The organism is Methanosarcina sp., assembly GCF_028693135.1.
Lineage (GTDB): Archaea > Halobacteriota > Methanosarcinia > Methanosarcinales > Methanosarcinaceae > Methanosarcina.
In genome coordinates, this window is the sequence record NZ_JAQUVZ010000029.1 from 1 (window position 1) to 23,729 (window position 23,729).

Annotated in this window: 33 protein-coding genes; 3 read left to right on the forward strand and 30 right to left on the reverse strand. The window is 44.9% G+C overall.

Annotated features, from left to right (window positions below; translation table 11 throughout):
* Positions 1 to 1,335: 1,335 nt before the first annotated feature.
* From PHF18_RS12235 to PHF18_RS12245, 3 genes are all read right to left on the reverse strand, one after another.
* Entirely contained in the window at positions 1,336 to 1,689 is a 354-nt protein-coding gene (locus tag PHF18_RS12235) for a nascent polypeptide-associated complex protein (RefSeq protein WP_300103244.1), read from the reverse strand.
* A gap of 85 nt (positions 1,690 to 1,774) precedes the next feature.
* Positions 1,775 to 2,095, reverse strand: coding sequence for an iron-sulfur cluster assembly accessory protein (locus PHF18_RS12240; RefSeq protein ID WP_300103247.1), 321 nt, complete (start codon positions 2,093 to 2,095; stop codon positions 1,775 to 1,777).
* A gap of 291 nt (positions 2,096 to 2,386) precedes the next feature.
* Positions 2,387 to 3,532, reverse strand: a complete 1,146-nt coding sequence (locus tag PHF18_RS12245; RefSeq protein ID WP_300103249.1) for a hypothetical protein — start codon at positions 3,530 to 3,532, stop codon at positions 2,387 to 2,389.
* A 160-nt stretch (positions 3,533 to 3,692) separates the two neighbouring features.
* Here PHF18_RS12245 and PHF18_RS12250 point away from each other — a divergent pair, with 160 nt between their 5' ends.
* Positions 3,693 to 5,672: an amylo-alpha-1,6-glucosidase gene (locus tag PHF18_RS12250; RefSeq protein ID WP_300103251.1), complete on the forward strand. Its 1,980-nt coding sequence runs from the start codon at positions 3,693 to 3,695 to the stop codon at positions 5,670 to 5,672.
* 107 nt (positions 5,673 to 5,779) lie between these two features.
* Here PHF18_RS12250 and PHF18_RS12255 read toward each other — a convergent pair whose 3' ends face one another.
* Entirely contained in the window at positions 5,780 to 7,492 is a 1,713-nt protein-coding gene (locus tag PHF18_RS12255) for a S8 family serine peptidase (protein ID WP_300103253.1), read from the reverse strand.
* A 720-nt stretch (positions 7,493 to 8,212) separates the two neighbouring features.
* Between PHF18_RS12255 and hisI the strand changes: the two genes are divergently transcribed.
* Positions 8,213 to 8,575 (forward strand): phosphoribosyl-AMP cyclohydrolase, encoded by a 363-nt coding sequence (gene hisI / locus PHF18_RS12260; RefSeq protein ID WP_300103255.1) that lies wholly within the window; start codon positions 8,213 to 8,215, stop codon positions 8,573 to 8,575.
* A 371-nt stretch (positions 8,576 to 8,946) separates the two neighbouring features.
* On the forward strand, positions 8,947 to 9,546 hold the full coding sequence (locus PHF18_RS12265) for a carbonate dehydratase (RefSeq protein ID WP_300103257.1): 600 nt from the start codon (positions 8,947 to 8,949) through the stop codon (positions 9,544 to 9,546).
* Positions 9,547 to 9,594: 48 nt separating this feature from the next.
* On the opposite strand, the gene PHF18_RS12270 is transcribed toward PHF18_RS12265, so the two are convergent.
* The 26 genes from PHF18_RS12270 to rpl4p all read right to left on the reverse strand — a co-directional run bounded on the left by PHF18_RS12270 (position 9,595) and on the right by rpl4p (position 23,727).
* The gene (locus tag PHF18_RS12270; protein WP_300103259.1) at positions 9,595 to 9,873 is read right to left on the reverse strand and encodes a winged helix-turn-helix domain-containing protein; all 279 of its coding nucleotides are present in this window, start codon (positions 9,871 to 9,873) and stop codon (positions 9,595 to 9,597) included.
* A 291-nt stretch (positions 9,874 to 10,164) separates the two neighbouring features.
* A complete protein-coding gene (purE, locus tag PHF18_RS12275) occupies positions 10,165 to 10,677 on the reverse strand; it encodes a 5-(carboxyamino)imidazole ribonucleotide mutase (RefSeq protein WP_300103261.1) in 513 nt (170 codons plus the stop codon).
* A 202-nt stretch (positions 10,678 to 10,879) separates the two neighbouring features.
* Positions 10,880 to 11,527: an adenylate kinase gene (locus PHF18_RS12280; protein WP_300103263.1), complete on the reverse strand. Its 648-nt coding sequence runs from the start codon at positions 11,525 to 11,527 to the stop codon at positions 10,880 to 10,882.
* Between the two features lie 91 nt (positions 11,528 to 11,618).
* Positions 11,619 to 13,094 carry a preprotein translocase subunit SecY gene (secY, locus tag PHF18_RS12285; protein ID WP_300103265.1) on the reverse strand — a complete coding sequence of 492 codons (1,476 nt, stop codon included), beginning with the start codon at positions 13,092 to 13,094 and terminating at the stop codon, positions 11,619 to 11,621.
* A gap of 157 nt (positions 13,095 to 13,251) precedes the next feature.
* Positions 13,252 to 13,674 (reverse strand): uL15m family ribosomal protein, encoded by a 423-nt coding sequence (locus PHF18_RS12290; RefSeq protein WP_300103267.1) that lies wholly within the window; start codon positions 13,672 to 13,674, stop codon positions 13,252 to 13,254.
* A gap of 10 nt (positions 13,675 to 13,684) precedes the next feature.
* Positions 13,685 to 14,146 carry a 50S ribosomal protein L30 gene (locus PHF18_RS12295; protein ID WP_300103268.1) on the reverse strand — a complete coding sequence of 154 codons (462 nt, stop codon included), beginning with the start codon at positions 14,144 to 14,146 and terminating at the stop codon, positions 13,685 to 13,687.
* 1 nt (position 14,147) lies between these two features.
* Complete coding sequence (locus tag PHF18_RS12300; RefSeq protein WP_300103270.1) at positions 14,148 to 14,777, reverse strand: 30S ribosomal protein S5; 630 nt, start codon at positions 14,775 to 14,777, stop codon at positions 14,148 to 14,150.
* A 9-nt stretch (positions 14,778 to 14,786) separates the two neighbouring features.
* Complete coding sequence (locus PHF18_RS12305) at positions 14,787 to 15,311, reverse strand: 50S ribosomal protein L18 (RefSeq protein WP_300103272.1); 525 nt, start codon at positions 15,309 to 15,311, stop codon at positions 14,787 to 14,789.
* A 16-nt stretch (positions 15,312 to 15,327) separates the two neighbouring features.
* A complete protein-coding gene (locus PHF18_RS12310; protein ID WP_300103274.1) occupies positions 15,328 to 15,783 on the reverse strand; it encodes a 50S ribosomal protein L19e in 456 nt (151 codons plus the stop codon).
* Between the two features lies 1 nt (position 15,784).
* Entirely contained in the window at positions 15,785 to 16,225 is a 441-nt protein-coding gene (locus tag PHF18_RS12315; protein WP_300103345.1) for a 50S ribosomal protein L32e, read from the reverse strand.
* A 10-nt stretch (positions 16,226 to 16,235) separates the two neighbouring features.
* Positions 16,236 to 16,766 carry a 50S ribosomal protein L6 gene (gene rpl6p / locus PHF18_RS12320; protein ID WP_300103276.1) on the reverse strand — a complete coding sequence of 177 codons (531 nt, stop codon included), beginning with the start codon at positions 16,764 to 16,766 and terminating at the stop codon, positions 16,236 to 16,238.
* Positions 16,767 to 16,780: 14 nt separating this feature from the next.
* Complete coding sequence (locus tag PHF18_RS12325) at positions 16,781 to 17,173, reverse strand: 30S ribosomal protein S8 (RefSeq protein WP_300103278.1); 393 nt, start codon at positions 17,171 to 17,173, stop codon at positions 16,781 to 16,783.
* A 10-nt stretch (positions 17,174 to 17,183) separates the two neighbouring features.
* Positions 17,184 to 17,336 (reverse strand): 30S ribosomal protein S14, encoded by a 153-nt coding sequence (locus tag PHF18_RS12330; protein ID WP_048127632.1) that lies wholly within the window; start codon positions 17,334 to 17,336, stop codon positions 17,184 to 17,186.
* Positions 17,337 to 17,834 carry a 50S ribosomal protein L5 gene (locus PHF18_RS12335; protein WP_300103284.1) on the reverse strand — a complete coding sequence of 166 codons (498 nt, stop codon included), beginning with the start codon at positions 17,832 to 17,834 and terminating at the stop codon, positions 17,337 to 17,339. It lies immediately after the preceding gene.
* Between the two features lie 4 nt (positions 17,835 to 17,838).
* A complete protein-coding gene (locus tag PHF18_RS12340) occupies positions 17,839 to 18,546 on the reverse strand; it encodes a 30S ribosomal protein S4e (RefSeq protein ID WP_300103286.1) in 708 nt (235 codons plus the stop codon).
* A 13-nt stretch (positions 18,547 to 18,559) separates the two neighbouring features.
* Complete coding sequence (rplX, locus tag PHF18_RS12345; RefSeq protein ID WP_048161320.1) at positions 18,560 to 18,910, reverse strand: 50S ribosomal protein L24; 351 nt, start codon at positions 18,908 to 18,910, stop codon at positions 18,560 to 18,562.
* A gap of 10 nt (positions 18,911 to 18,920) precedes the next feature.
* Positions 18,921 to 19,319, reverse strand: coding sequence for a 50S ribosomal protein L14 (gene rpl14p, locus PHF18_RS12350; RefSeq protein ID WP_300103291.1), 399 nt, complete (start codon positions 19,317 to 19,319; stop codon positions 18,921 to 18,923).
* Positions 19,316 to 19,645 carry a 30S ribosomal protein S17 gene (locus PHF18_RS12355; RefSeq protein ID WP_300103293.1) on the reverse strand — a complete coding sequence of 110 codons (330 nt, stop codon included), beginning with the start codon at positions 19,643 to 19,645 and terminating at the stop codon, positions 19,316 to 19,318. Before PHF18_RS12355 ends, rpl14p begins: the two co-directional genes overlap by 4 nt.
* Positions 19,646 to 19,649: 4 nt before the next feature.
* Positions 19,650 to 19,982, reverse strand: coding sequence for a ribonuclease P protein component 1 (gene rnp1 / locus PHF18_RS12360; protein ID WP_300103295.1), 333 nt, complete (start codon positions 19,980 to 19,982; stop codon positions 19,650 to 19,652).
* Positions 19,972 to 20,175, reverse strand: coding sequence for a 50S ribosomal protein L29 (gene rpmC, locus PHF18_RS12365; protein ID WP_300103297.1), 204 nt, complete (start codon positions 20,173 to 20,175; stop codon positions 19,972 to 19,974). Before rpmC ends, rnp1 begins: the two co-directional genes overlap by 11 nt.
* Positions 20,175 to 21,101: a 30S ribosomal protein S3 gene (locus PHF18_RS12370; protein ID WP_300103299.1), complete on the reverse strand. Its 927-nt coding sequence runs from the start codon at positions 21,099 to 21,101 to the stop codon at positions 20,175 to 20,177. The genes rpmC and PHF18_RS12370 overlap by 1 nt, the downstream gene beginning before the upstream one ends.
* Positions 21,102 to 21,557, reverse strand: a complete 456-nt coding sequence (locus PHF18_RS12375) for a 50S ribosomal protein L22 (protein WP_300103301.1) — start codon at positions 21,555 to 21,557, stop codon at positions 21,102 to 21,104.
* A 10-nt stretch (positions 21,558 to 21,567) separates the two neighbouring features.
* Positions 21,568 to 21,978: a 30S ribosomal protein S19 gene (locus tag PHF18_RS12380; RefSeq protein ID WP_300103303.1), complete on the reverse strand. Its 411-nt coding sequence runs from the start codon at positions 21,976 to 21,978 to the stop codon at positions 21,568 to 21,570.
* A gap of 15 nt (positions 21,979 to 21,993) precedes the next feature.
* On the reverse strand, positions 21,994 to 22,710 hold the full coding sequence (locus PHF18_RS12385) for a 50S ribosomal protein L2 (protein WP_300103305.1): 717 nt from the start codon (positions 22,708 to 22,710) through the stop codon (positions 21,994 to 21,996).
* Positions 22,711 to 22,720: 10 nt separating this feature from the next.
* Positions 22,721 to 22,969: a 50S ribosomal protein L23 gene (locus PHF18_RS12390; protein WP_300103307.1), complete on the reverse strand. Its 249-nt coding sequence runs from the start codon at positions 22,967 to 22,969 to the stop codon at positions 22,721 to 22,723.
* Entirely contained in the window at positions 22,966 to 23,727 is a 762-nt protein-coding gene (rpl4p, locus tag PHF18_RS12395) for a 50S ribosomal protein L4 (protein ID WP_300103309.1), read from the reverse strand. Before rpl4p ends, PHF18_RS12390 begins: the two co-directional genes overlap by 4 nt.
* Between the last annotated feature and the right edge of the window lie 2 nt (positions 23,728 to 23,729).

Genomic DNA, 23,729 nt, shown 5'->3' on the forward strand with positions numbered 1-23,729 from the left:
AAGATAAGCCTGTCCACGTTCCTTACTGTACTGAAGTGTGCGAGCCTTCGGGAACTCTGGATCGCTGCCAATTTCACCCTATACTACTTTAACTCTATTCTAAACTTGTTTTTTTGAAATGTTTTTTGATATTACTGTTGTTTTTGATATTGATTTTTTGAAATGTTTTTTTGATATTGATTTTTTGAAATGTTTTTTTGAAATGTTTTTCCTATATTGTTTTTTGATATCTTGTTACGTTATCTGCTTGAGCGAGCGAAGCGAGTGAAACGGACTTCGTGCTCCCGACGCGAAACTCGGGTGTGCGAGCCTTCGGGAACTCTGGATCGCTGCCAATTTCACCCTATACTACTTTAACTCTATTCTAAAATTGTTTTTTTGATACTGATTTTTTGAAATGTTTTTATGATGCTGATTTTTTTATATTACTGTTGTTTTTCCTTCTTTGAATCCTGCTATTCTTCTCGATCTTGTTACTTTGTCTATTTTCTTGTCTATCTTGTCTGCCGTTGTTTTTTTACACACACTACTTATATTTGTTTAATCATTTTATTCTTTTGAAACCATTTTCTAAGTTTTATTATTCTTACCTTTTTTTCATCCCGTTGTTTTTGTTATTTGATTTTTTATGTACCGGCGCCTTTTTAGCTCTGCTTTTCTATAAAATCAGGTTCAACTCTTTTGATGTACTGGTATCCTATTCTGGCACTCTGTCCAAGTCCCGAAGGGCGCGTGAGACTTCATAATTAAATCCAGGGCTTACCGTAAAATGAAATTCTCCTTTAATTTCTTTTGATGGCATTTCTGTTTAGTTCTGAAATACGTTCATCCAGCCTTTAATCAGTACACTGAGAATTCTCAGATGAAGGATCTAGCTTACATAAGGCTTGAGCCATCTGGAGAATTTTATACCTTTTTCTGTGTAAGCTTCTTCTATAAAATTTCCCAGTCCCATCCATGTTCTGCAGTATAAAAGAACACAAAGACAAGTGCTCTTAGAGGAATATAATGCCTTAAAATAGACTGAGGTGTTCAGTGCAGGTTAAGATATTAAGGGTGAACTGGATAAGGCGTCCCGAAAAATACTCAAAAATCTTGAAGTTAATGCTCAGGATAACGCCTAAATTGCACATTTCGAACCCTGGCACTCTTGTGCCACTATGCTATACTAAAAAATCATTTTGTTAATATAAAGTCAATAAAATGTCCAATAGTCATACATTATTGTCCGATATTGGCAGGGGTTCGAAATGTGCATTAAATAAAATGTTTTGGCAGAAATATCCAAATTTGAATTTTTAAAAAGATAACAGTTAGTAAAATGAAAAAAAGGAATCAGGCAGAAGAAAGTGCCACAATGGCTTCTGCCAGATCTCCGTTTGAGTTCTTCAGGGCTTTCCCAGCTTCTTCTTCGGAGACGCCGGTCTGCTCCATTACGAGTTTGATGTCTTCGGCAGGGATTTCCAGAGATTTTGGGACTTCCTTTGCATCGCCTACAATCTGATATGTATCCGAACCCTGGACTGTCATTATAGTGACATTTGCGTTCTCAATAATTATGTTCGAGTCCGCAGTCTTTATAATTACCTCTTCAATGTCCTTAAGCTCCTTAACATTAATCCCCATCTGCTTCATCATCTGTTTCATTTTGGCCGGGTTTGTCCCCCGGCCTCCCATTCCTGGAATCATAGATCCCCTTCTCCTTTTTTTTCACTTTTTATTTGCTTCTTCAGGTTCGGGTATTTTTCATGTCCCTGCACGGTTTTGCTTTTATTTAATGGCAGCTGCCACAGGTACCGCATCCGCCACCGGCACCGAGGTTGCGGATAAGGAAGCCTTTTCCGTTTTCATCTTCAACGTAATCAATGCTGCCGTCAGTGAAGCTTTTCTCAATGTCTTTTGCCATTACCAGCTTAATTCCGTTGCTTTCTATCGTCACATCATCTTCCTTCACTTCCTCATCGAGGGCGAGTCCGTACTGGACTCCACTGCAGGCTACTCCAGCAACAAAGATCCTGAGTGCAAGTTCCGGTTTCCCTTCCTGTTCCAGCAGTGTTTTCAGCTCTACAGCAGCTTTTTCTGTTACTTCAATCATTTATATATACCTCTTTTATTTTTGATAAGTTTAAAACACTGAAGACCTTAATCTTCTATATAAAGCCATCCGTTACAGCTTACTAGATAACTCCTCAGCGTTATATAATCTTGCATCTAATACATATAACGCTTATGCGAGATGGCATCTCTTTTTCCTGAAAAAGTTTTATCAAAGAAGTCTTCAAAGGCAGATTGTGGATTTCTTTTCTTAGAAAACCACTTTCTCCCAATATGTAAATATATTTTCTATCTTATATATTTTTCTTTCAATAATTTTTCCAGATTTCTCTTAAAGGAATTCTGCATCTTCATCTATAGGCTCTTCAAGTACACTGGCATTATAAGCATTGATCTCAAGAGAATTTCGTTTACCCTTTACTTCCCATACAGGAATATATACAAGGTCCATGTCGAGTTCTATTTCATCGGCTTTTGGGCTGATACTCTTCTGTTCGTAGATAATTGCCTGCCCTTCCAGATTGTTAAAGCGCATTTCGCGTGTATTTTCCTGTATTATTATATTAAGAAGGATCTTCTCTGCCTGTTTTTTATCTACATTCGGCCGCTTTACCTCATATTGCACTGCCGGAATCCTGGTAGGCGTTCCAAAACCTTCTATCTCAATATTTTCTTTTGACTTGTTAAGAGCATTAAGATAGCCTTCTCCCTCTCCTGTAATGCTCATAACTTTTGACCTGAACCGTTTTTCTGCCTCAACATTGTAAGAATACTTCCAGAAAGGTACGAATTTCAAAATCACGTCTTTAGGGCTGCTGAGATAAGGTTTTGCAATGATAATTGCTTGATCTTTAGATATCTTGGGTTCTACAGATTGTATGTTCAGCATATCATATGGCTCAATTCTGGAAACCTCATCGTTTTCAAGCCTTTTTAAAGGTTTTCTTTCCTCAACTGGCTTTCGCAGGGTTCTGGGTTCAAAAGAGATATTTTCTGTTTCTCTAGGCATATCTTGAAGTGGTACAAGTCTCTCATCGGAGTAAAACTCCTTTTTGAAGTATTCCTCCTCCCAGTTTTCTCCAGGGAGTTCAGGGGGAGTTTCTACCTGGGTCTGAGATTCCTTTAAAGGTATTTCAGATTCAGTCTGATAAGCGCTCGATTTTCTTTCCATATTTGCCAGAACCGCTCTTCCGATCTGGAGAGCCAGTTCATCTCTGTCCCATATGTATATTCCGAGTTCAGCTGCATAGTCATTCAGTTTTCCCGAAATTTTCTGAGTCGTCACATAGATACCGGTACAAGCTTCCATTTTTTCGGAAAAAGATTTTATCTCCTCATAGTCTGGTTTCAGGGCGCACATGACATAAGCTTGATGCCCATTTTTCTCTACACGGATATCAGACTGGCTGGATATTATAACATTGTATCCGGATGATTTGAAGATGTCAACAAGGATTTCTAAAAGGTTTTGATTCATGATTCTCACTTTCTTATGTCCTGTACAACTAAAATAGTTTATGTTTACAATTAAAATATAATTATCTTAAATCTTATTATACTGTATATTTCTTTCTATGTTTAAACCCCTCCTTTCAGACATACAACTATATAAGAAATCAAACCCTAGTCATGTATGTATGAGTGGGATCAGGCTTGGAGCAGATTCATTTTCTACTTATGAAGAAGGTATAAGCAAAGAATGGATTATAGGGAACGGGCTCGGAGGATATGCCTCCTCTACAGTTATAGGGGCCGGAACAAGGACCTATCATGGCCTACTCGTAGCAGCTCCAGAGAATTCACCAGGGAGGGTCTTGTTACTTTCTTCCCTTGATGAGGAAATTTCTGTCAATGAAGAAGTCTATCGACTTGCGACCCATAAATATCCAGGAATTGTTTCTCCAACGGGCTTCAATTACCTTTCCAAATTCATTCTTGCCCCTTTCCCCCTCTGGGTTTACCAGCCCGACGTTTTTACCGTGAAAAAAAAGGTCTTTATGGTTCATAATAATAATACTACCTGTATTATTTATGATATCAAATCCAGAAAAGAGGGAGCGTTGCTAAGAATTTTCCCTATGGTAAACTCAAGAGATTTCCATTCTACTACTCGCTCAGGATACCTTTCTTTTTATCAGGAAGCTGATTCTACAAGATTAAAACTGGAAAGTTCCAATGGTTTTTCTTTCTCGCTTTTGTCCAATCTCCAGTACCATCGTGATCCGACGTGGTACTACAATTTTGAGCATGATGCTGAAAAGGAACGCGGACTAGCCTTTCAGGAAGACAACTTTAACCCCGGGTATTTCGAAAGCAAACTCAAACTGGGAACTTCCCATTTTTTTATTGTTGCTTCAACCGAAGATATTTCTTCTCTGACTCTTGAGCAAGTTGAGGAACTCTATACAAGGGAGGTATATCGACAGAATCTTCTTGCTTTTAATTCCAGGCTTACCGAACCTTTTGCTCTTAAGCTTCTCAGGGCAACTGATTCTTTTATTGTGAAGAATCCCGCTACAGGCAAGAAGTCGGTGATTGCTGGATATCACTGGTTTGCTGACTGGGGACGGGACACTATGATTTCTCTACCGGGTCTTCTTTTAGTTTCCCACCGATTCGATGAAGCCAGGTCTACTCTCAAAAACTTTGCAAGGCACTGCCGGAGAGGATTGATCCCTAACAATTTCCCGTCTTTCGGAGGAGAGCCAGCCTATAATACAGTGGATGCTTCTCTCTGGTTTATTCATGCCCTTGGCCGATATTTCGCATACACAAAAGATTTACTATTTCTCTCTTCTGTTTGGGATACTGTGGAAAGTATCATAGATAATTACAGTAAGGGCACAGACTTTGGAATCGGCATGGACTCTGATTATCTTATTCGGCAGGGCCCTCAACTGACCTGGATGGATGCTAAAATAGAGGGTAAGCCGGTCACTCCAAGAGCAGGTAAAGCCTGTGAGATCAATGCCCTCTGGTATAATGCTCTAAAAACTGCTTCCAGATTCGGAAGCCTTCTTGGCAAAGAAACTGCTTCATATGAAACTCTTGCAGCCGGGGTGGCCTCTAACTTTGAAGACGTTTTCTGGAATCCGGAGACTAACTGCCTCTATGATATCGTTTCTGAAGATGAGGCGGGAAATCAGATTAAAGATCCGTCGATCCGCCCTAACCAGATTTTTGCAGTAGCGCTCCCCTACACAATGCTGTCCTCTGAGAAAGAAAAGGCTATTGTGGACAGTGTGGAAAAGGATCTGCTCACACCTTTCGGGCTCAGGACACTTTCAATGGATAATCCTTCTTATATAGGGCGTTATCAGGGAGGGCCTGAACTAAGGGACCTGGCCTACCACAACGGAACCGTTTGGCCCTGGCTTCTTGGACCATATGTCAAAGCCTACAGGAAAGTACACAACTACTCAAAAGAGAGCCTTGAGGATATGCGTTCCCTTCTCAGAGGCTTTGATATGCATCTTGAAACGGCAGGTATAGGCACCATTTCCGAGGTATTCGATGGGGATTTCCCTTATTCCCCCGGGGGCTGCATTGCCCAGGCCTGGAGTGTTGCAGAAATTTTAAGGGCTTATGTTGAAGATGTTCTTGGGATCAAACCGTGAGAACAGAACTTTGTTTTCAGAGGTTCTTTTTTAAAAAAGGAAATATTTTGTCCCTTTAAGGGACATAAATTTTAACTTACTTTCTTTTCAGGCTCATTTTTTTGAAATTAAGAAGAAGTATATGTTCCCGTATCAGATAGTTCTTTTTCGTTCCATGGGATCGTGTAATTCACATCGTTGACTGTGAAAGTGAAAGTCAGTGTGCCGCTTTTGTATTTTACCTCATCTGAATATACTGTCACAGTTCCCTCGTTGTTTGTAGTGGCAGAATCTATATCAGAGGTTGCCCCGCTCCACTTGCCTGAGACGATGGCTCCCTCAACAGGGCCATTACTACTCAGTATGGTCACGACTGCTTTCGCAGAAACAAAAATATTTTTCCCGGCTACTCTCTTACTAGTTGTTACCTTCACGCTATCGATATGAATTAGGTTTTCTACATTCTCTTCAGATGTGGTGAAACTGTAGTATTGTGCATCGTTGTTGTCAACTGCAGTATTTCCTGCGGCATCTGAAGACAGGACTTCGTAATAATAGATGGTCGCGGGATCAAGTCCGGTAAGTTCGACAGTATGGGATGTGACCTGCGTCGGGTTTGATTCCTCTTCAAAGTAACTTGTGTCCGTGCTGTACCTGACTGTACTGTTGCTGGCTTCATCTGTAGTCCAGGTAATTGTAGCTGAATAAGCGGCAGCCTCTGCATCTACGTTTGATATTTCCGGATCTGTTTCATCGGGCTCTGAAACGATTGCAGCAGCTTCTGCATTTACCAGGCCGAAGCCATACAAGGTGTCTCTTCCTGAAGTGCCAAGGTCTGTAGTCGTTTGTGCAAGCTTCCCTCTTACATTCTCATTGGTAAAAGTTGGGTTTGCATACAGAACTAAAGCTGCGGTTCCTGCAACATGTGGGCAGGCCATTGAGGTTCCGCTTGCTGAGGCGTAGCCTCCCAGATAGGTTGAGAAGATATTTACACCGGGCGCTGCAAGCTCAACGGCCGGACCTGTGCTCGAGAATGAAGCCCTTACATCATTGCTATCGGTTGCTGCAACTGCTATTACTGAACTGTATGCTCCTGGATAGTCTACAGAATCTCCTGTTCCCCTTCTGTTCCCATCATTTCCGGCAGCGGCAACCAGTAGGATTCCATGAGTATAGTAGGCTTCAGTACATACCGAATTAAGCGATTCCAATCCACTGTCTGAGCCCAGACTCATTGAAATTATCTGGATATCGTTTAAATCGTCCCCATCATCTCCATGAGTAGCTATTGCCCAGTCGATCGCTGCTATCAGGTCACTGGAATCACCGCTTCCTGTACTATCGAGTATTTTGAGTGCATATAAATTTGCTTCTGGGGCCACTCCGATAACTCCTGTATCATCATCTACTGCAGCGATGATGCCTGCACAGTGGGTTCCGTGCCCATTATCATCCATAGGGTCAGCGTCGTTATTTACGAAATCGTATCCGCCTTTGTAATTTTCATTAAGGTCTAGATGAGTATGATCAATTCCGGTGTCTATGATAGCAACATTGACCCCCGTACCTTTGTTGTCACTTGCGTGTACCTGTGGAGCCCCGATTCTTTCTATCCCCCAGGGCAAGGTTTCCCCGAGAGCCTTAACCTCAAAGTCCGGCTCAATGTATGCGATGTTCTTGTTCTTTTTCAGATTTTCAATCGCCTGTTCCGGAAGATCAGCAGCTACGGCAGGGATGTACTTGTAGCTGTGTGTTACTTTTCCATAAGGCTGAACCATCTCTGGATGAGCTTTGTCCTTGAAGCCTATGATTACCGGTACTGCTCCAGCGGTGGTGACCATTAAACCGCTAACAAAAATTAACGCAATAAAAAATATTGTCCATTTTCCCATAAAAATTCAATACCACATTATTTAATATAAAGATTGTTACTTTGTACTACAGTTTTAACATAATTAGTACGATTTGTATATTTAAAAGCCGATCATTTTTTTATCCTGTTAGTAAACCAGCTGCCGGTAGAAAACGTTAGTGTTTTTACCCTAAGAATCAGGGTATTTTTCTAAGTTCTCTCCCCTTAGCGTGGTTTTCTATTAATCGGTTAATATTGCTCCATATCTCCATAAGCGATATTTCATAGCCTTTTTACTTGCGTTTTATCTGGTTGTAACCAGCCTGCAATCCAGATTAGAACCGCCCGCTGTCCCGGAAATCTTATTTTAATATAGTTTATAGGGTGCCTCCGCCAGCTTGTCTGGCGGCTCGTCAAAAAAGAAAAAAGAAGTAGGAAAAAGAGCGATAAAACTTTAAAAGTAGTAAAATAACTTAAAATATACGTGGAAAAAAGTATTTTCCAGGTAAAATTTAGTTATGTTCTGTTTGAAATTTTTAAGGGATTTTCAGTTATTTTGATTTATTAGTTTCTCACAGTTTTTCTCAGCCACTTTTTAACTAAAGATCAATCACTTAATGATGGATAGCTTATTCTTTTTCTTTTTCTTTTTCTTACTAAATATTTTATTAAACTTCTCTTTTTATACTAGTTTGGTAATCTATCCCCCATGATTGACTTTGATACCCTTAAATATGAAAACGGCCTGATCCTTGCAGTAGTTCAGGACCAGGTTAGCAGGGAGGTTCTTATGTGCGCCTATATGAATAGGGAAGCTCTTGAAAAGACCGTGGAAACAAACATTGCTCATTTCTGGAGTCGTAGCCGGAAGCAGCTCTGGAAAAAAGGGGAAACTTCGGGAAATTTGCAAAAAGTAAAGGAAATCAGGATTGACTGCGATATGGATTCCATTCTCCTGCTGGTGGAACAGATTGGAGGAGCCTGTCATATGGGTTACAGATCATGTTTCTACCGAAATCTCGAAGGAGAGGTTATAGGAGAAAAGGTCTTTGAGCCCGAGGATGTTTACTGAACTTCAATCCTATTGCCTCAATTATGTTTACTGAACTTCAATCCTATTACCTCAATTATGTTTACTGAACCGTAATATTCTTAGTTTTCAATTTTTTTATATTTGTGATACGTTAACTTTCTTTTTTCTTTTCATTTCTTGCCAGATTCTCATTTCTTGCCAGAGGAACTATACTTTTCATGAGTTATTTCAGGGAATAAATATTGGGGTTTATTTTCAGGGGTTTTGAATCAAAACATAGTTTTAAATAACTTATCATAACTTATCATAAATACACATTGAAGCCTGAAAACAGAGAGTCGGATTCGGGATATATATCTCCAATAAAAGATTCCGTGCGCATCTTCCAGGCATGAACGAGGATTTTTAAAATGAATTTTCCAAACCCCCATAATCAGCACCCAAGAGTCAGCAAAAAGGCGTGGATATCCGAAACTGCAGTAATTATCGGAAATGTAAGTATTGCAGATGATGTATTCGTCGGGCCCAATGCAGTCCTCAGGGCAGATGAACCCGGATCATCCATAACCGTTCATAGCGGCTGCAATGTACAGGATAATGTCGTGGTCCATTCTCTCTCACATTCCGAAGTACTGATCGGTAAAAACACTTCCCTTGCTCACAGCTGCATTGTACACGGCCCATGCACGATAGGAGAAGGATGCTTTATCGGTTTTGGGGCAGTGGTTTTTGACTGCAGCATCGGAAAAGATACGCTGGTCCTCCACAAAGCAATTGTTCGCGGAGTTGAAATCCCCTCAGACAGGGTGGTGCCAGATGGGAACATCATCACCAACCAGAATTATCTTGAAACCCTTGAGGAAATCACAAAAGAACTGGCAGATTTCAAAAGCTCAGTTGTCAGGGCCAATATTGATCTTGTGGAAGGCTATAAAAAACTTGCAGAAGGGATCCAAAAACAGCCCACTGTAATATACGGGCAAAAATATATACAACAATATGAAGCCTGAATAAAAATAGGAAGCTCAGGGCTCTGGGCCCACAACCTGCTTTTTAAATTACAGGTATTTCCCTTCCAGTTTTTCCAGAACTTTTTTTCCCATATCCGTAAGCATGTATTTTTTCCAGGTCGTTTTTTCAGGAGTCAGGCATTCGATTAAACCCCTTTCCTCAAGTTCTTTTAAAGCACGACTGATATTTTGCGTAGACCTGCTTGTCTCATGAGCTATATCCGAAGCTCGGACTGCAGTGTGCTTTTTCATTGATTCCATAAGTATCAGGCGGCGGTCAACGCTGATAACCCACTTCATCATTTCATCTATTGAGTTTTCAGTCATGTTAATTCAGAGTCTCCAGCAAAGCTTCCTAGTGAGTAAGCAGTCGCATAATATTTAAAATTTAATCAATCTGTGGCTAAGAAAACCCTCCTGAATGCCTGAAACCTCTGTATTTTAAGAAATTTCAAAGAATAACAGCCAGAGAGTGGCTGTATCAAAGTGACAACAGTAGCCAGAAACCAGCAGCTAATAAGGAAAGTATGAATTAAAAGTTGAAAAAATATGGATTCGGGACAGCCAAAAGAAAACGGAGACAGCCCGAATTTATTAATTCAACATATTAAACCAGCATCAAATGCTCGCAGCCTCCTGGGTCGGGACAAGCTCGCCCAGCAAACTTTCTGCATCCTTTTCAATCATCTCGACCAACTCTTTTCGATAATTTGCCAGCTTTTGCGCCAGTTCCATGTTTTCTATTGCCATTATCTGGACAGCAAGAATTGCGGCGTTGTCCCCTCGTCCTATTCCCACACAGGAAACCGGAATCCCTGTAGGCATCTGGGCAATTGACAGAAGAGCATCAATACCGTCAAGAGCAGAGTTAACCGGAACGCCTATCACAGGTCTTATCGTACTTGAAGCCACAACTCCGGGAAGGTGGGCCGAGAGTCCGGCAATTGCGATAAATACCTTGACATTGTTTTTATGGGCATTTTCGATTATTTCGGCAAGTCTTGCAGGGGTCCTGTGAGCAGATGCAACTGTAATAGTATATTCAATACCAAACCGATCAAAGATTCCAATTGCTTTTTTCGCTATTTCCTTATCTGATTTGCTGCCAAGTATTACTACGACGTCAATCATGGATTTACCTCATATACAGAAGATATGGCAATATATGAGAACTTATTTAAACCTTTACTTTCCCCAGCTTCCAGGAAAAGCAATAGCCAATAAGAAAAAACAGAGAAGAAACGGAAAAAGCCGTTAAAGGAAAAACAGAATCCATGAAATCGTCAGGGAGATTAAGACAAAAAATAAAAAGAAGGGAAAATGGTAAAAAATTTCAGGCAAATTTTGTCAGAATTCCCTTGATGCCTTCAAAAACTTCATTGATGTCCTTTGTGCCGTCGAGAGTTACCAGGATGCCCGTTTCCTTATAGTAATCAATAAGGGGCTGGGTCTGTTTTTTGTAGACCTCAAGGCGGTTTTTGACAGCTTCTTCGGTGTCATCGGCGCGCTGGTAGACTTCAGCCCCGCAGATGTCGCAGATACCTGCTTTTTTAGGCGGGTTGAAGGTCTTGTGGTAGCTTGCACCGCACTTACACATAAGGCGACCACTTGTCCTTTCGACCAGTTCTTCGTCAGGCACCTCGAAGTTGAGGATGATGTCAATGGGTTTTTCGATTTCCTCCAGAATTACGCCAAGGGCGTTAGCCTGCGGAAGGGTCCTGGGATAACCGTCAAGGATAAAACCTTTCGTGCAGTCCGGTTCGTTCAGGCGGTTCTTAATGATCCCTATAAGCACTTCGTCAGGGACAAGGTCTCCTCTGTCCATGAATGCTTTGGCGGCAAGGCCCAGTTCTGTTTCTGCCCTGACGTTTGCCCGCAGGATATCTCCTGTGGAGATCTGCGGGATTCCATAGAAATCAACCAGTTTTTTGGCCTGGGTACCTTTGCCAGCACCCGGGGGCCCGAAGAGTATTATGTTCATTCGAAGATCCCCTTTTTACGTCCTTTTATTTGATTGTTTTCCTTTCTGATCTATCTTTTCAGTATCCCTGCAATTAGAGGTTTACCAGCCCTTACTGCTCCCCGAAGAAGGAACGGATCATCGGGTGCATCTCCATCATCTGCTCGGAAGCAATATCTTCGTACAGACGGTACACAATGCTTACTGTAAGCAGCAGTCCGGTACCTCCGGCACTTCCGAGAGTACCGAGTAGGCTTGCAACCAGGGTGAGAATCCCAATGAAAGCTCCACCTATCACAGTAACCTTTGGAATGTAGCGCTGCATAACTTTTTCAATACTGCCGATGTTCCGCCTGAAACCAGGGATCTGCATTCCTGAATTGAATATCTTCTGGGCTGTGGGCTTTGCGCCCATGCCTGTAGTTTCTATCCAGAAGAGGGCAAATATAATTCCGCCTCCGATCAACATCACGGCATCTGAAAAGACGTGAAGTGAGATCTGCCAGATAGCTGGAGCAGCTGCCCCATAGCTTGCAAAGGATTCCCGCACAAGGGACGGTATCCAGTCATATGGGCTGTGTATGGGAGCCAGGTAATACATAATCCCGTTCAGTGGCTTTGATCCGCTAAATTCTCCGAGGAAGGTTATTCCTCTGCCGGAAAGGATGATCCCGATCATCTGAATGTTAGCCTGAAGAGCCCTTACAAGGATCATGGGCAGGACTGATGCGTATATGAGCTTTACAGGGAAACGTCCCCTTGCCCCTCTAACCGCACTGTGGGCGAGAGGGATCTCAATTCTCGTACTCTCCACAAATACCACAAGCAGGAAGATGATCACCGTGCTCAGGAGAGCGAGAATTCCTCCTCTGACCAGCAGGAACATCAGACCTTCACCGGAGAAGAGGTAGTCTGCCCCGGTGTTCTGGGCGATGTAAATCCATTTGGGAATGAGTCCCACAGGAAGTCCGTCCTCAAGTTGCCAGTTAAAAATACCTGTAACAATCTGTTGGGAGATTCCCGCAACTATGAAAAGCCCGACTCCTGATCCAATACCCCATTTGGAAATCACTTCATCCATGAAGAGGATCAGCGTGCCTCCGATAAAGATCTGGACAAGGAGCAGTAAAGTGACCACTCCCGGACCCACACCAAGAGTCGAAGCAAGCCCCGGGTCCGGCTGGATGTATCCGCCGAGGAGCTGCGGTAGAGCCTCCAGAAGAATCATGACAAAAACAAGGAACTTCTGAGCCCCCTGAAAGAATGCCTGATCTTTGGGGTTCGAAAGATCCATCTTAATTATGTCTGCCCCAACAAGAAGCTGCAGGACAATAGAAGCCGTGACAATTGGCCCGATACCGAGAAGGACTAAAGATCCCGAAGCCCCGGCAAAGAAGGCGCGATAAGATTCAAAAAGGTCAACAGAATCCTGCGACATCCCGAATAGCGGCACATTTGCAAGAGCAAAGTACAGCACCAGAACTCCCAGAGTCCACCAGAGTTTATCCTTAAAGTGGACGTGTTTTTCCGGACTTGCTACTGCGGGCAACTTGTTAAAAAACGGTTCTAATGTATCCCTGAGAGTCATCGATTACACCATTCAAAATATACATTTATTTAGACTATAATAAATATTAGATTGTGTTTTACCGTAAGATAATGGTATATGGTATAATTGGTATATAGCACATCTAATATAAAAAGTTACTAAAAGAATGAAATAAGTAGGGTCGGGATGACACTACTTATTCGGCATCGATGCAGCTTCCACCAGCATTTTCGATTTTTTCACGGGCAGACACTGAAAATTCGTCTGAAGTGACCACGAGGTTCTTCATGACACGTCCGCTTCCAAGTACCTTCTCGATTCCGAGGGTTTCAAGGTTAATGTGGTATGCTCCGTCCTTAATTTCCGCAAGCCCTTCTTCAACAAGATAAGGGGCAAGTTCGTCGAGCTCTCCAACATTTACTATGGAAATGTCCTTTGATACTCCATCAGGGCGCTTGAAACCATGTTTGCCATAGCTGTACCCACGCATCATAGCTCTTACAAAGTGGTGTTTACAGCCACCGGCTTTCCCACGGCCTCCGCGGTTTCCGGCTCCACGCCTGTTTTTATGGGTCCCGCCTCCGCAGGTCCTGGACCCTCTGAACTTCTTAGTATCCATTTAAACCACCTTATCTCATCTTGTGCAGAAGCACGTTGATATTCTCATCGTGGTTTCCGAGTACGCCACCCTGCTGTACTGTCCTTTTAATCCCTGCATGCCCTTTTCTGGCAGGGTGAAGCCTGAAAACAGGCTTCAGTTTTGGGACATCCTTAAGGGAGGCTTTTCCCTCGACAACGGCTTCGGCAAAGGCCTGTATGGAATCATAGTCCGTGTTTTCACGGATGTATTCTCCTGTGAGGCGGGTGTCGCCTTCAAGCCTTCCACGGTTTTCGAGGACTTCTGCAAGGATTTTTGCATCAATCTTTCCGTATGCAACGTAGTCCTTCACCTTATGGACCATGCCCTTGTAATGAGGATTTTCCGGCACAAACACACAGTGGTTAACTTTGTGCAGGCGGAGCATCTTCATGGTATCCTCAATTGTATAGCGTACGTTGACCGGACCTCTAACTCTCACAACTGCATACATCTCAGACTTCCTCCTTACCGTAGTACAGAGGCAGCCTTATAATGTTGACCTGGTTGAGGGCATTGTAGGTAGCCTTTGCGAAGTTGAGGGTTGTCCTGGTAGTTCCGAAGGTCTTGGTCCATACGTCTTTAATGCCGGCTTTTTCCAGTACCTTGGTTGCAGTGCTTCCTGCAGCAATCCCGAGTCCCCTTGGGGCGGGAATGAGGGTCACACTTACACTACCTGCCTTCCCTGTTACCTCGTAAGGTACGGTGTGCTGTAACCCACAGGCGCATTCCCAGGACCCGCAGCCTCTGCGGATATAGGTAATGTTGAGCTTTGCAGCGTCAATTGCCTTGCGGATCGCAGGCCCAACCTGCACGTCCTTTGCCTGTCCAAGCCCTACATAGCCGTTTCTGTTTCCTACGATTACGGTTGCTCTGAACTTTACACGGCGTCCGGAGTCAGTCATCCTCTGGACCATGTTGATATCGAGCACCTCATCTTCCAGGTCAGGAAGGAGCATATCAATTATTTGGGGTTCCCTGATAGGCAGGCCTGACTTGATTGCCTCATCCATGGAAGCAACCTGTCCTTCAACGACTAGTTTTCCAAGCCTGGTTTTCGGAACCCAATCTTGATCGAATGCCATTTAATCACCTTAACTAAACTCAGCAAAGATTTTCTCTTTGGTTGCTTCAAACTGCTCTGGCAGGTCTGAGCTCTCTTCTCTGTATTCGGCTATGTGCTCTCCGCGGATCCTCTCGTCCGATGGGAACACTTCCGGGCTGCAGGGAATGTCGAAACCAGCGTCTACAATCCCTTTGAGGGCGGCATAGACTCTGGAACCCTTAGAGGAAGCCTGGAGTCCTATGTCCAGAATGCCTCCTTCATATCCCTTCTGCAAAGTTTTCAGCCCAAATAAGAGCCCTGTAAGATATGCAGCCGTTGTGTTTCCGGTAGCTCCTGTGTAACCGTACTTTGCAAGTTCACTCGAAACAGCTGATGAATACGTTATGTCCCCATCTTGTGTTGGGGCTATTAACTGGATCTGAACGTTTCTTGCACTCTTTCTGACAACCACACGGTCCCGCTTTGAGATTAATAATTTAAGGCGGAGGTGGTAGTTGGTGCGTCCTTCTCTTCTTCTTCTGAAAGGAACCTTATATCTTGGTCCTGTTGCCATCTTCAGCTCCTCCTGGTTATTCTTTCTTTAACAGTTTTTCGGACTCAAGGTGGGAGTTAAGGTGGGAAACGCTTCTATATTCTCCGCCTTTTGCCTTTCTGTAGAGTCTGCAGTACACTGACTTATCAAGTGCTCCGTCTGCACGCAGCTCCTTGAGTCTGTTTCTAAGAGCCCTGATCTTTTTGATCCACTGCTCTTTCCTGGGAGTACGGGCTCCTTTCTTACCCTTTCTGGAACCCTGTCCCTTGCAGTGCCCATACTTACGTTTGATAGCACGAGCTCTGGCTCTGCCTCTACTAACTCCTTTTATAGGCTTTGCCTTAATGGTGCCTTTCTCAATGAGTCCGCGGATATCTTCTCTTGTGATCGCGGAGGCGATTTCTTCGGATGCTTCTGGGTTAAGCCAGACCCTGTCAAGCCCGCATTCAAGGACTTTGGAAGCCAGCTTCCTCTGGTTGAACAGGTCTGACATTTTATTCACTCCTTCCAGGGTTAAGTACTTTAATCCCGAGTTCTTCAGCTTTTGCGAGGATAATAGCTTTCTTTTGTGCGCCTATTGTCCTTGCTATCCTGATAGCCTCAAAAGACGGGTCAACAAGTTCAAGATCCGCAATGCTGGAAATTAGAACATCAGAATAACCCGAAGGGTGCAGGCCTTTGACCGCATTAGGGCTTCCGTATCCTACCTGGGCATGAGCACCTTTTGAAACATACTTTCTGCGCTGTTTGCCCTGCAAACCTCTCGGACGCCTCCAGTTGCTGTCAAGCCTTTTGAACTTGTGGCTGCAGGTTCTCTTGAACTGGGGTTTCTTCCCCTTCTGAACCTTTCTCACATTGAATAAGCGCCTGGATTCAGGATCCATATCAAGGGTAGAAACGGAAGTTCCTTCAACTTCATTGAATTCTTCTGCCATCATAATCACCTCAGGGCTTCTGCACGATGTAGATTCCATCCTGGAAAGTCCTTGGATCGAATCTCTTAATCTTGGTCTTCTGTTCTATGTTTGCGGCAGTCTGCCCGACATCTTCCTTGTTGATTCCGGTAACGGTAACTTCGCTCCCGCTTACCTTAACCTTTGTCTCGCCAAGGATTTTAGCAACTCTTGGCTTCTTTTCTCCAAGGAAGTTCCCGATTATGAAGGTTTTACCTTCAACTTTTACCTGCATCGGGAAGTGAGCATACACAATGGTCATCTTACACTCAAAACCTTCATTCACGCCTGTGATCAGGTTTTTGATGTGAGAGGTGAAAGTTCCTACCATAGCTTTCTGCTCTTTCCTGGAGGACTCAGCATCCACCAGGATTTCTTCTTCCCTGACTTCTATCCTGATTCCGGGGTACCAAAACTTTCTTTCAACAGTTCCCTTTGGACCCCTGGCAGTGAAGACATCTCGAGAGAGAGATACGGAAACTCCTTCAGGAATCTCTATTTTTCTTGCAATTTCCTTAACCATTTCCTGTTCCCTCCTCAGTACACATAAGCAAGAAGTTGCCCACCGATCTTCTTATCACGGGCCTCGTACTGAGACATGACGCCGTTTGAAGTGGTTACTATAAGGGCACCAAAGTTCTTTGCTGGAAGAAACTGCTTTTCCCAGCGTTCAAAGCTGGCAGTTCCGACAGAATAACGCGGCTTTATTGCACCGCATTTGTTAATTCTTCCCACAAGGGCAACGCTATAGATTCCGGCTTTTCCATCGTCGATAAATTCGAATTCTCCAATGTAGCCGAGATCCTGCATAACCTTCAGGACGTTACCAATGTTTTTTGAAGCAGGCCTGATTATACAGGAGCTCTTCCCAATGACTTCTGCATTTTTGATTGTGGAAAGGGCGTTTGCAAGAGGATCAAGTAATACCATTTAAATCACCTTACGAATACTTCTCAAAGCCCATCTCGTGGGCAATCTCCCTGAAACAGTGCCTGCAGAGGTAAATGTCGTATTTGCGGACAAGACCTTGTTTTCTTCCACACCGTTTGCATTCGTTTACTCCTCTTCCGGACTTGTTTATTGTATCTGTCATTTACATGACCTCCACGCCATAACTTTCGTTAAGGAAGGTGATCGCATCATCAACCGTGACCCTGTGGCCAGTCGGGATCTTTCTGAGTGCAATTCTTCTCTTGCAGATCCTTTCTCCCGGGCGCTTGAGTACAACAGTTACATCCATTCCGAAAACCCCAATGTTAGGATCATATCTCATTCCCGGAAAGTCAGTATGTTCTTCAACTCCGAAAGAGACGTTTCCGAGGGAATCAAATTGGGTCCTGCTCAGGGTCTTCTCGATTATCCCGAGAGAGGTCTCAAGGAACTTCTGGGCTGTCTGGCCCCTGAGGGTTACCTTGCAGCCGATGGGTTCACCTTTTTTGATCGCGAAAGCAGGAAGAGTCCTTTTGGCAAAGCACCTTACGACTCCCTGCCCTGTGATGGTCCGGAGGATTTCTTCGGCATTTACCAGGTGCTGGCCACTTTCTCCAACACCCATGTGGACAATTACCTTTTCGACGACCGGTGTGCGCATAGGGTTACTCACGCAGCTCACCGCCAAGCCGGATTTCAGGTTTGTCTTTGCCAATAACGATCACGTAGTCTGCGATTGTTTCAAAATCGGTTTCTCCGGAAATCATTACTGTGTTGTGCCTGGAACTCTTAACTTCCCGGATCTCCATAATCTTTCCGGTTTCTCCAGAGTGCTGGCCGCCAATAACCATTGCAAGGTTTCCGACCTCAAACTTCAGGTGTTTTACTACCTGTTTGTCTGGAATGGAAAGAATCAGGGAGTCCTTTGTCCCGTATTCATTGGAGCCAATGATGTTGGTTCCGTCATTGAGGTTAAGCTGTACTTTTCCTCCTTTAACGGTTACCTTGTTGTCGATCCTGCACAGCTTGTTTACGTTAGTTTCGTTGAGCTTGTGAAGGTTCAGACGTCCCTTTTCGTCCTGGAGCATCCTGTATGCTTCATTTACGAGAGGGAGTGTAACTACATCAAAGAGCCCTACCGGGAATCGGAGGTCTTTTCTGGGAATTCCATCAACAAGGACTTTTCCTTCGGAGAGAATCCTTTTACCTTCCCTGCTGTTGTCAACAAGCTTGAGAATGTCACGGATGATGATTCCGAGTGGAAGACTGCGTGCCTGGCTGTGAGGCCCCGGGTGGGTAGTGGAGATCCACTTATTACCTTTTTTCCCGATCTTCCAGCTCTTTGGAACTGATAATCTTTTCTGGTGTGTCACAAAATCACCTGCCTCACTTCTTAATGCTTGACGCTCTGCGCCCGTCCTTCATTTCCAGTTTTGTGATCATGACGTTTGAGGGGTTTACGGGCCTTGGGACTTCTGTGCCATCCACTTTTGTGGAAATAACTCCGTCCACTGTGATTGTGCCGTCCATAAGGGATACTGACTGAACTTTTCCTTCAGTTCCCTTGAAGTCTCCGCGCATGACCTTTACTGTGTCACCAGTGATGACTGCAGCACTTCTTGTGCCGTACTGTTTGGTAAGTCCTTCACTGAGTCTTGCACCCATGTATTTCTGCCTGATATGGAGAGGTGCGGTGTATCTTGCCTTTCTCTGCTTTCTTGGCTGTTTGGATACCATTGCAATCACCTCAGACAATAATGGATGCTGTAGTTCCTATCTTGGGGAACCTCTCAGCTACTTCCCTTGCAACCGGACCTTTTATGTCCGTGCCTTTTGGAATTCCGTCTTCGTCCGTGATTACCATGGCGTTGTCCTCAAAGGACACGTGCAGCCCGTCAGGACGGCAGAATTCCTGCTTCTGGCGAATCACCACTGCGAGGAGAACCTGTTTCCTCATTTCGGGTGTGCCTTTCTTTACGGAAACGACGCACATGTCTCCAATTCCTGCGCAGGGCATTCTGTTTTTGACTCCTCTGTACTTCTTGACAGAAATAATCTCAACAACCTTGGCTCCGGTGTTGTCTACACATGGAATCTTGGCGCCTGCGTTCAGAGCCCTTGGGATGCTTGAGCGTATGCCTTTCATTTGGGCACCTCCGCTTTGACCACCACATAGGACTTGGTCTTGCTGATACGCCTGCATTCTGCGATCGTGACGATATCGCCAACTTTTGCGGAAATGCAAGGCGGGTTGTGTGCGTGAACCTTCGAGCGTCTCTTCTCGTATCTCTGGTATTTCGGCACCATTTTCATGTATTGCCTTTCAATGACTACCGTATTGTCCATCTTACTGCTGACCACGGTACCCACAAGGATCTGACCTCTTACAGGAAGTGTTCCGTGGAAGGGACAGTATACATCTTCACATTCTTCTGATGGCGCCGGTATATTCAATCCAATGTCTCTTGCCATGAGTTTAGCCCCATTTACGTAACTTTTTGATGTTCTTGATCCGATTTTCGGGCTGTGAGAGCAGCAGGTTTCCCTGAATTTTTACGAATGTATCGGATCTGCGGCCTTTTTCGGAGAGCTCGGCAGGGATTCGGAAGATTAATTCCGAATCCGCCTTGGGAATCTTCAGTTCTCGGGACTGAGAGTTTTCTACAACTAACATATTTTTCGTCTCGTTGATAACTCTGCCCCGGATTCCTGTTAATGATGGATTAGTGGAGTTAATTACCTTAATATCGAGCCCTATCAATTCGTGGTAGATTAGGGTCGAAGGCAGGATTTCCACTTTAGATATCATTTAGCTCGTGCTGAATAGTCTTTATACGGGCAATCGTTCTCTTGATCTCTCCGATTCTTCCCGGATTGTCAGGAGCTCCGCCTGCGGAGGTAAGAGCTCTTTCCCTAATCAGTTCGTTGCTCAGGTTTTCGAGTTCGTCAGCCCGTTCTTCGATTGTCATGGTCCGGATTTCGTTGGTCCTGAGGATTGCCATTATTCCTTAGCCTCCTTGTGGACCCTTGCCATGGGATGCCAGTAGTCATAGCTCTCATGCTTGTGCTGCCAGACACCATTGACCTGTCTTCGGACTTCTTCTGAGCCCTCAACATAGATAAGTTCAGCTTCTTCAGAGTCTTCGGATACCTCAGGCTGAGTTTCTTCCTCAGATTCTTCGGGTTCTGCGACTTCGACTACCTCTTCCGCTTTCGCGGGTGCTGCTGCAGGAGCTTTGGGTTTTGCCGCGCTTTCCTTTTTAGGGGCTTCAGCGGTTTTTTCAACCGGTTTCTCGGCAGGCTTTTCAGCGACGGGCTCCTCTATGACTTCGCTTGGTTCCTTCACCCTGAATGAGTCAGGCAGAACAATGTCAGGTTGAATGATCCTGACTTTGCAGCCAAGGGTTCCTAGCTTTTTAATTGCTACTGCGAACCCTTCGTCGACTACTTCCTGTACAGGGTGTCCGGAATGTTTTACGTGCCCGTTGACGAATTTCTCGACTCTTGACCTTGCTCCGGTAAGCTTTCCGGAGATTACCACTTCACAGCCAAGGGCACCTGCGCTCATGACTGCTCTGAGGGTGTTGTGTCCAGCTTTTCTGAAGTACCATCCTCTTTCAATGGAAGACGCAAGCCTGGATGCCATCATCTGGGCATTAAGTTCAGGTCTCTTGACTTCCTGAGCGTCAATCTGCGGGTTTTCGAGGTTGTATTTGGTTGCAACGTCACGGGTAAGTTTTCTGATGACCTTGCCGGCCTTCCCGATTACCATTCCCGGCTTTTCGGAGTAGATAACAATCTGGGTGCCCATGGGGGTCCTGTTCAGCTCCATGCCGCCGTATCCAGCTCTGTTCAGCTGTTCTGCAAAATACTCGTCCATGGAGGCTTTAACATACCCGTCATTTACGAACTTTCTCTCTATTGCCATTTAGCGCACCTCGGAGAGGATCATCTCGATGTTTACAGTTTCCGTGTCTTTGGGCGTTGCTCTTCCTCTTGCCCTCGGCATGAACCCATGAATTACTCTTCCGCGCTGAATAGCAGCATGGACGATGTACATGTTTGCAGGTTCAAGACCCTTGTACTCGGCGTTGCTCTCTGCATTTTTGAGAACCTTTAAGATCTCTTTTGAAGCACCGACAGGGTATCTCCCTCCAGCCATGGGACCTTTCCTGTGACCGGCCCCTTCGGAGTGTCTCTTGAAGGGCACTGCTTGCTTCAGGGCAATTACGTCCTCAAGGAACTTCCTTGCTTCAGTGGCTTTCATGCCCTTAATCTTGCAACAAACCTCACGGGACTTCTTCGGGGAAATATGAAGTTCAGAACCCATTGATTTAGAGGTAGTTTCAGGGTCTCCATTGATTGAATAGTTTATTCTTGCCATTCCCTTCACCTCATTTCAGCGGTACGAACTTGCTTGAACGGGTTGCTCCCACACCGGCACTGCCGTGGTTAACTTTTGGTCTTGTGGGTGCGAATTCTCCGAAGCGGTGCCCGATCATTTCAGGCTGAAGTTCCACACCTACAAACTGTTTCCCGTTGTGGATTTCGATAGCTGTTCCAATCATTTCGGGAAGGATGATCAGGTCCCTGTGATGGGTTCTGACTCTCTTTCCTTCCTTGAAATCGTGCAGGACTTTTTTCTGCCCTTCTGTGAATCCGCGTTTGATGCTCCTGCGCTCTCTGGAAGGCAGAAGTTCTGCAAACTCTTCAATACTCAGTTCCTGAAGTTCTGAGACGGTTTTCCCGCGGTAGGTGAATTCACCCTTTCTCTTCGGTAACCTTGATGATGATTTTTTTACCATAACGAATACCCCTCATCAGCGCTTCATTCCGGTCCTTCTTGCTGCAATCAGTCCTACCTTTCTTCCAGGCGGGGCGTTTCTGCTAACAGTTGTGGGCTTTCCCGGGTGTTTCCAGGCACCTCCACCGAATGGGTGGTCACGTGGGTTCATAGCAACACCAGAAACCCTTGGATACTTTGCAGCCCTGGTTTTCAGTTTGTGGTACTTTTTCCCGGCTTTGAGCCAGGGTCTGTCCACTCTGCCGCCGCCTGCAACAATCCCGACTACTGCCCTGCATTTGGGGTTAAGCCACTTTATGTTGCCGGAGGGCATAGCCACCGCAGTTCTGTTCGGTTCGTGAGTCACAACGGTTGCATATACTCCGGAGGAACGGACAAATTTGCCGCCGTCTTTTGGCTTTGATTCGATGTTGCAGATGAAGAAACCTTCAGGCACATTTCCGATAGGGACAATGTTCCCTGGCTTGACCTCGGCATCGTCTCCGCACTCGATGATGTTTCCTACCGCAATGCCTTCGGAAGCAAGAAGGAAAAGTTCCTCTCCGTTTTCAAAGGCAACTCTTGCGATAGGGGCTGAACGGGCAGGGTCGTGCTCGATTCTTATGACTTCTCCCTGAAGGGAGGAGTTTTCATCCACACGGGGGTGCCTCAGTTCTGCCTTGTACTTGTGAGAAGGAGCTCTGTAGGTCGGACTACCTCTACCCCTGTTCTGTGATATGATTCTCTTACCCATGTATCACACCTCACATAAGTCCTATCCGGGTTGCAATCTCATGTGCCGATTCAGGCTCTTCAAATGCAAGAACGGCTTTCTTTGTACCCTTCATTGTGGTCATGGTCCGGACGGATTTTACTTTAAAGCCGTACAGCTTCTCAACATCTTCCACGATCTGCTTTTTGTTTGATCTGGTATCAACGATAAACTGAAGCTTGTTTTCATCAAGCAGCATCATCGCTTTTTCAGTAACAAAAGGATAATTGATCGAACTCATTGGAATGCGCCCTCCAGTTTTCCAATTGCAGATTCTGTCCAGACAGTAAGGCGACCTGCGTGCGTACCCGGTGCGAGCAATTCGGTATTCAGTGAGTCTACCGTTACGACGTCTACTCCCGACAGGTTTCTTGCAGCCTTCTGGATAGGAGAGTTTTCTCCTGCGACAATCAGGACACTCTTTTTATGTTTGTATTTCCTGCCTCTGAGTTTTCCACGACCGGCTCTGATATGCCTTCCGTACTTTGCCCTGAGGACATCCTCATACAGACCAGCAGCTTCAAGGAATTCTATTACCTGCTTTGTCCTTTCGAGGTTTTCAAGTGCATTTTCCGCAACAATCGGAAGTTCAGCTTCAAAGATATGACCCCTCAGGCTTACAAGGGTGGGATCTGTGGTTGCTGCGATTGCAGAGCGGATTGCATAGCGGCGCTCTTTTGTGTTAACCTTTTCACTCCTGTCAGCTTCCGGTTTTGGTGGGTGCGCTCTCCTTCCGCCTTTTGCGTGCGGGACTCTTGCAGCTCTGCTGCTGTTTACGAGCCTGGGAATCTGGGATACGCCCCTTCCGGAGCCCCAGCCTCTTGCTGAAGTATCCATGCCTGCGTAGAGGCGGGGACCATAGGGCTGAAGCCTGTTTGCCTGTGCTGCAAGTACTGCCTTTTTAATAAGGTCAGGACGGTAGTCTGCATCAAACACTGATGGAAGTTCGATTTCCCCGATAACCTTTCCTGTAAGGTCTATGGTTTTTGCTGTAGCCATCT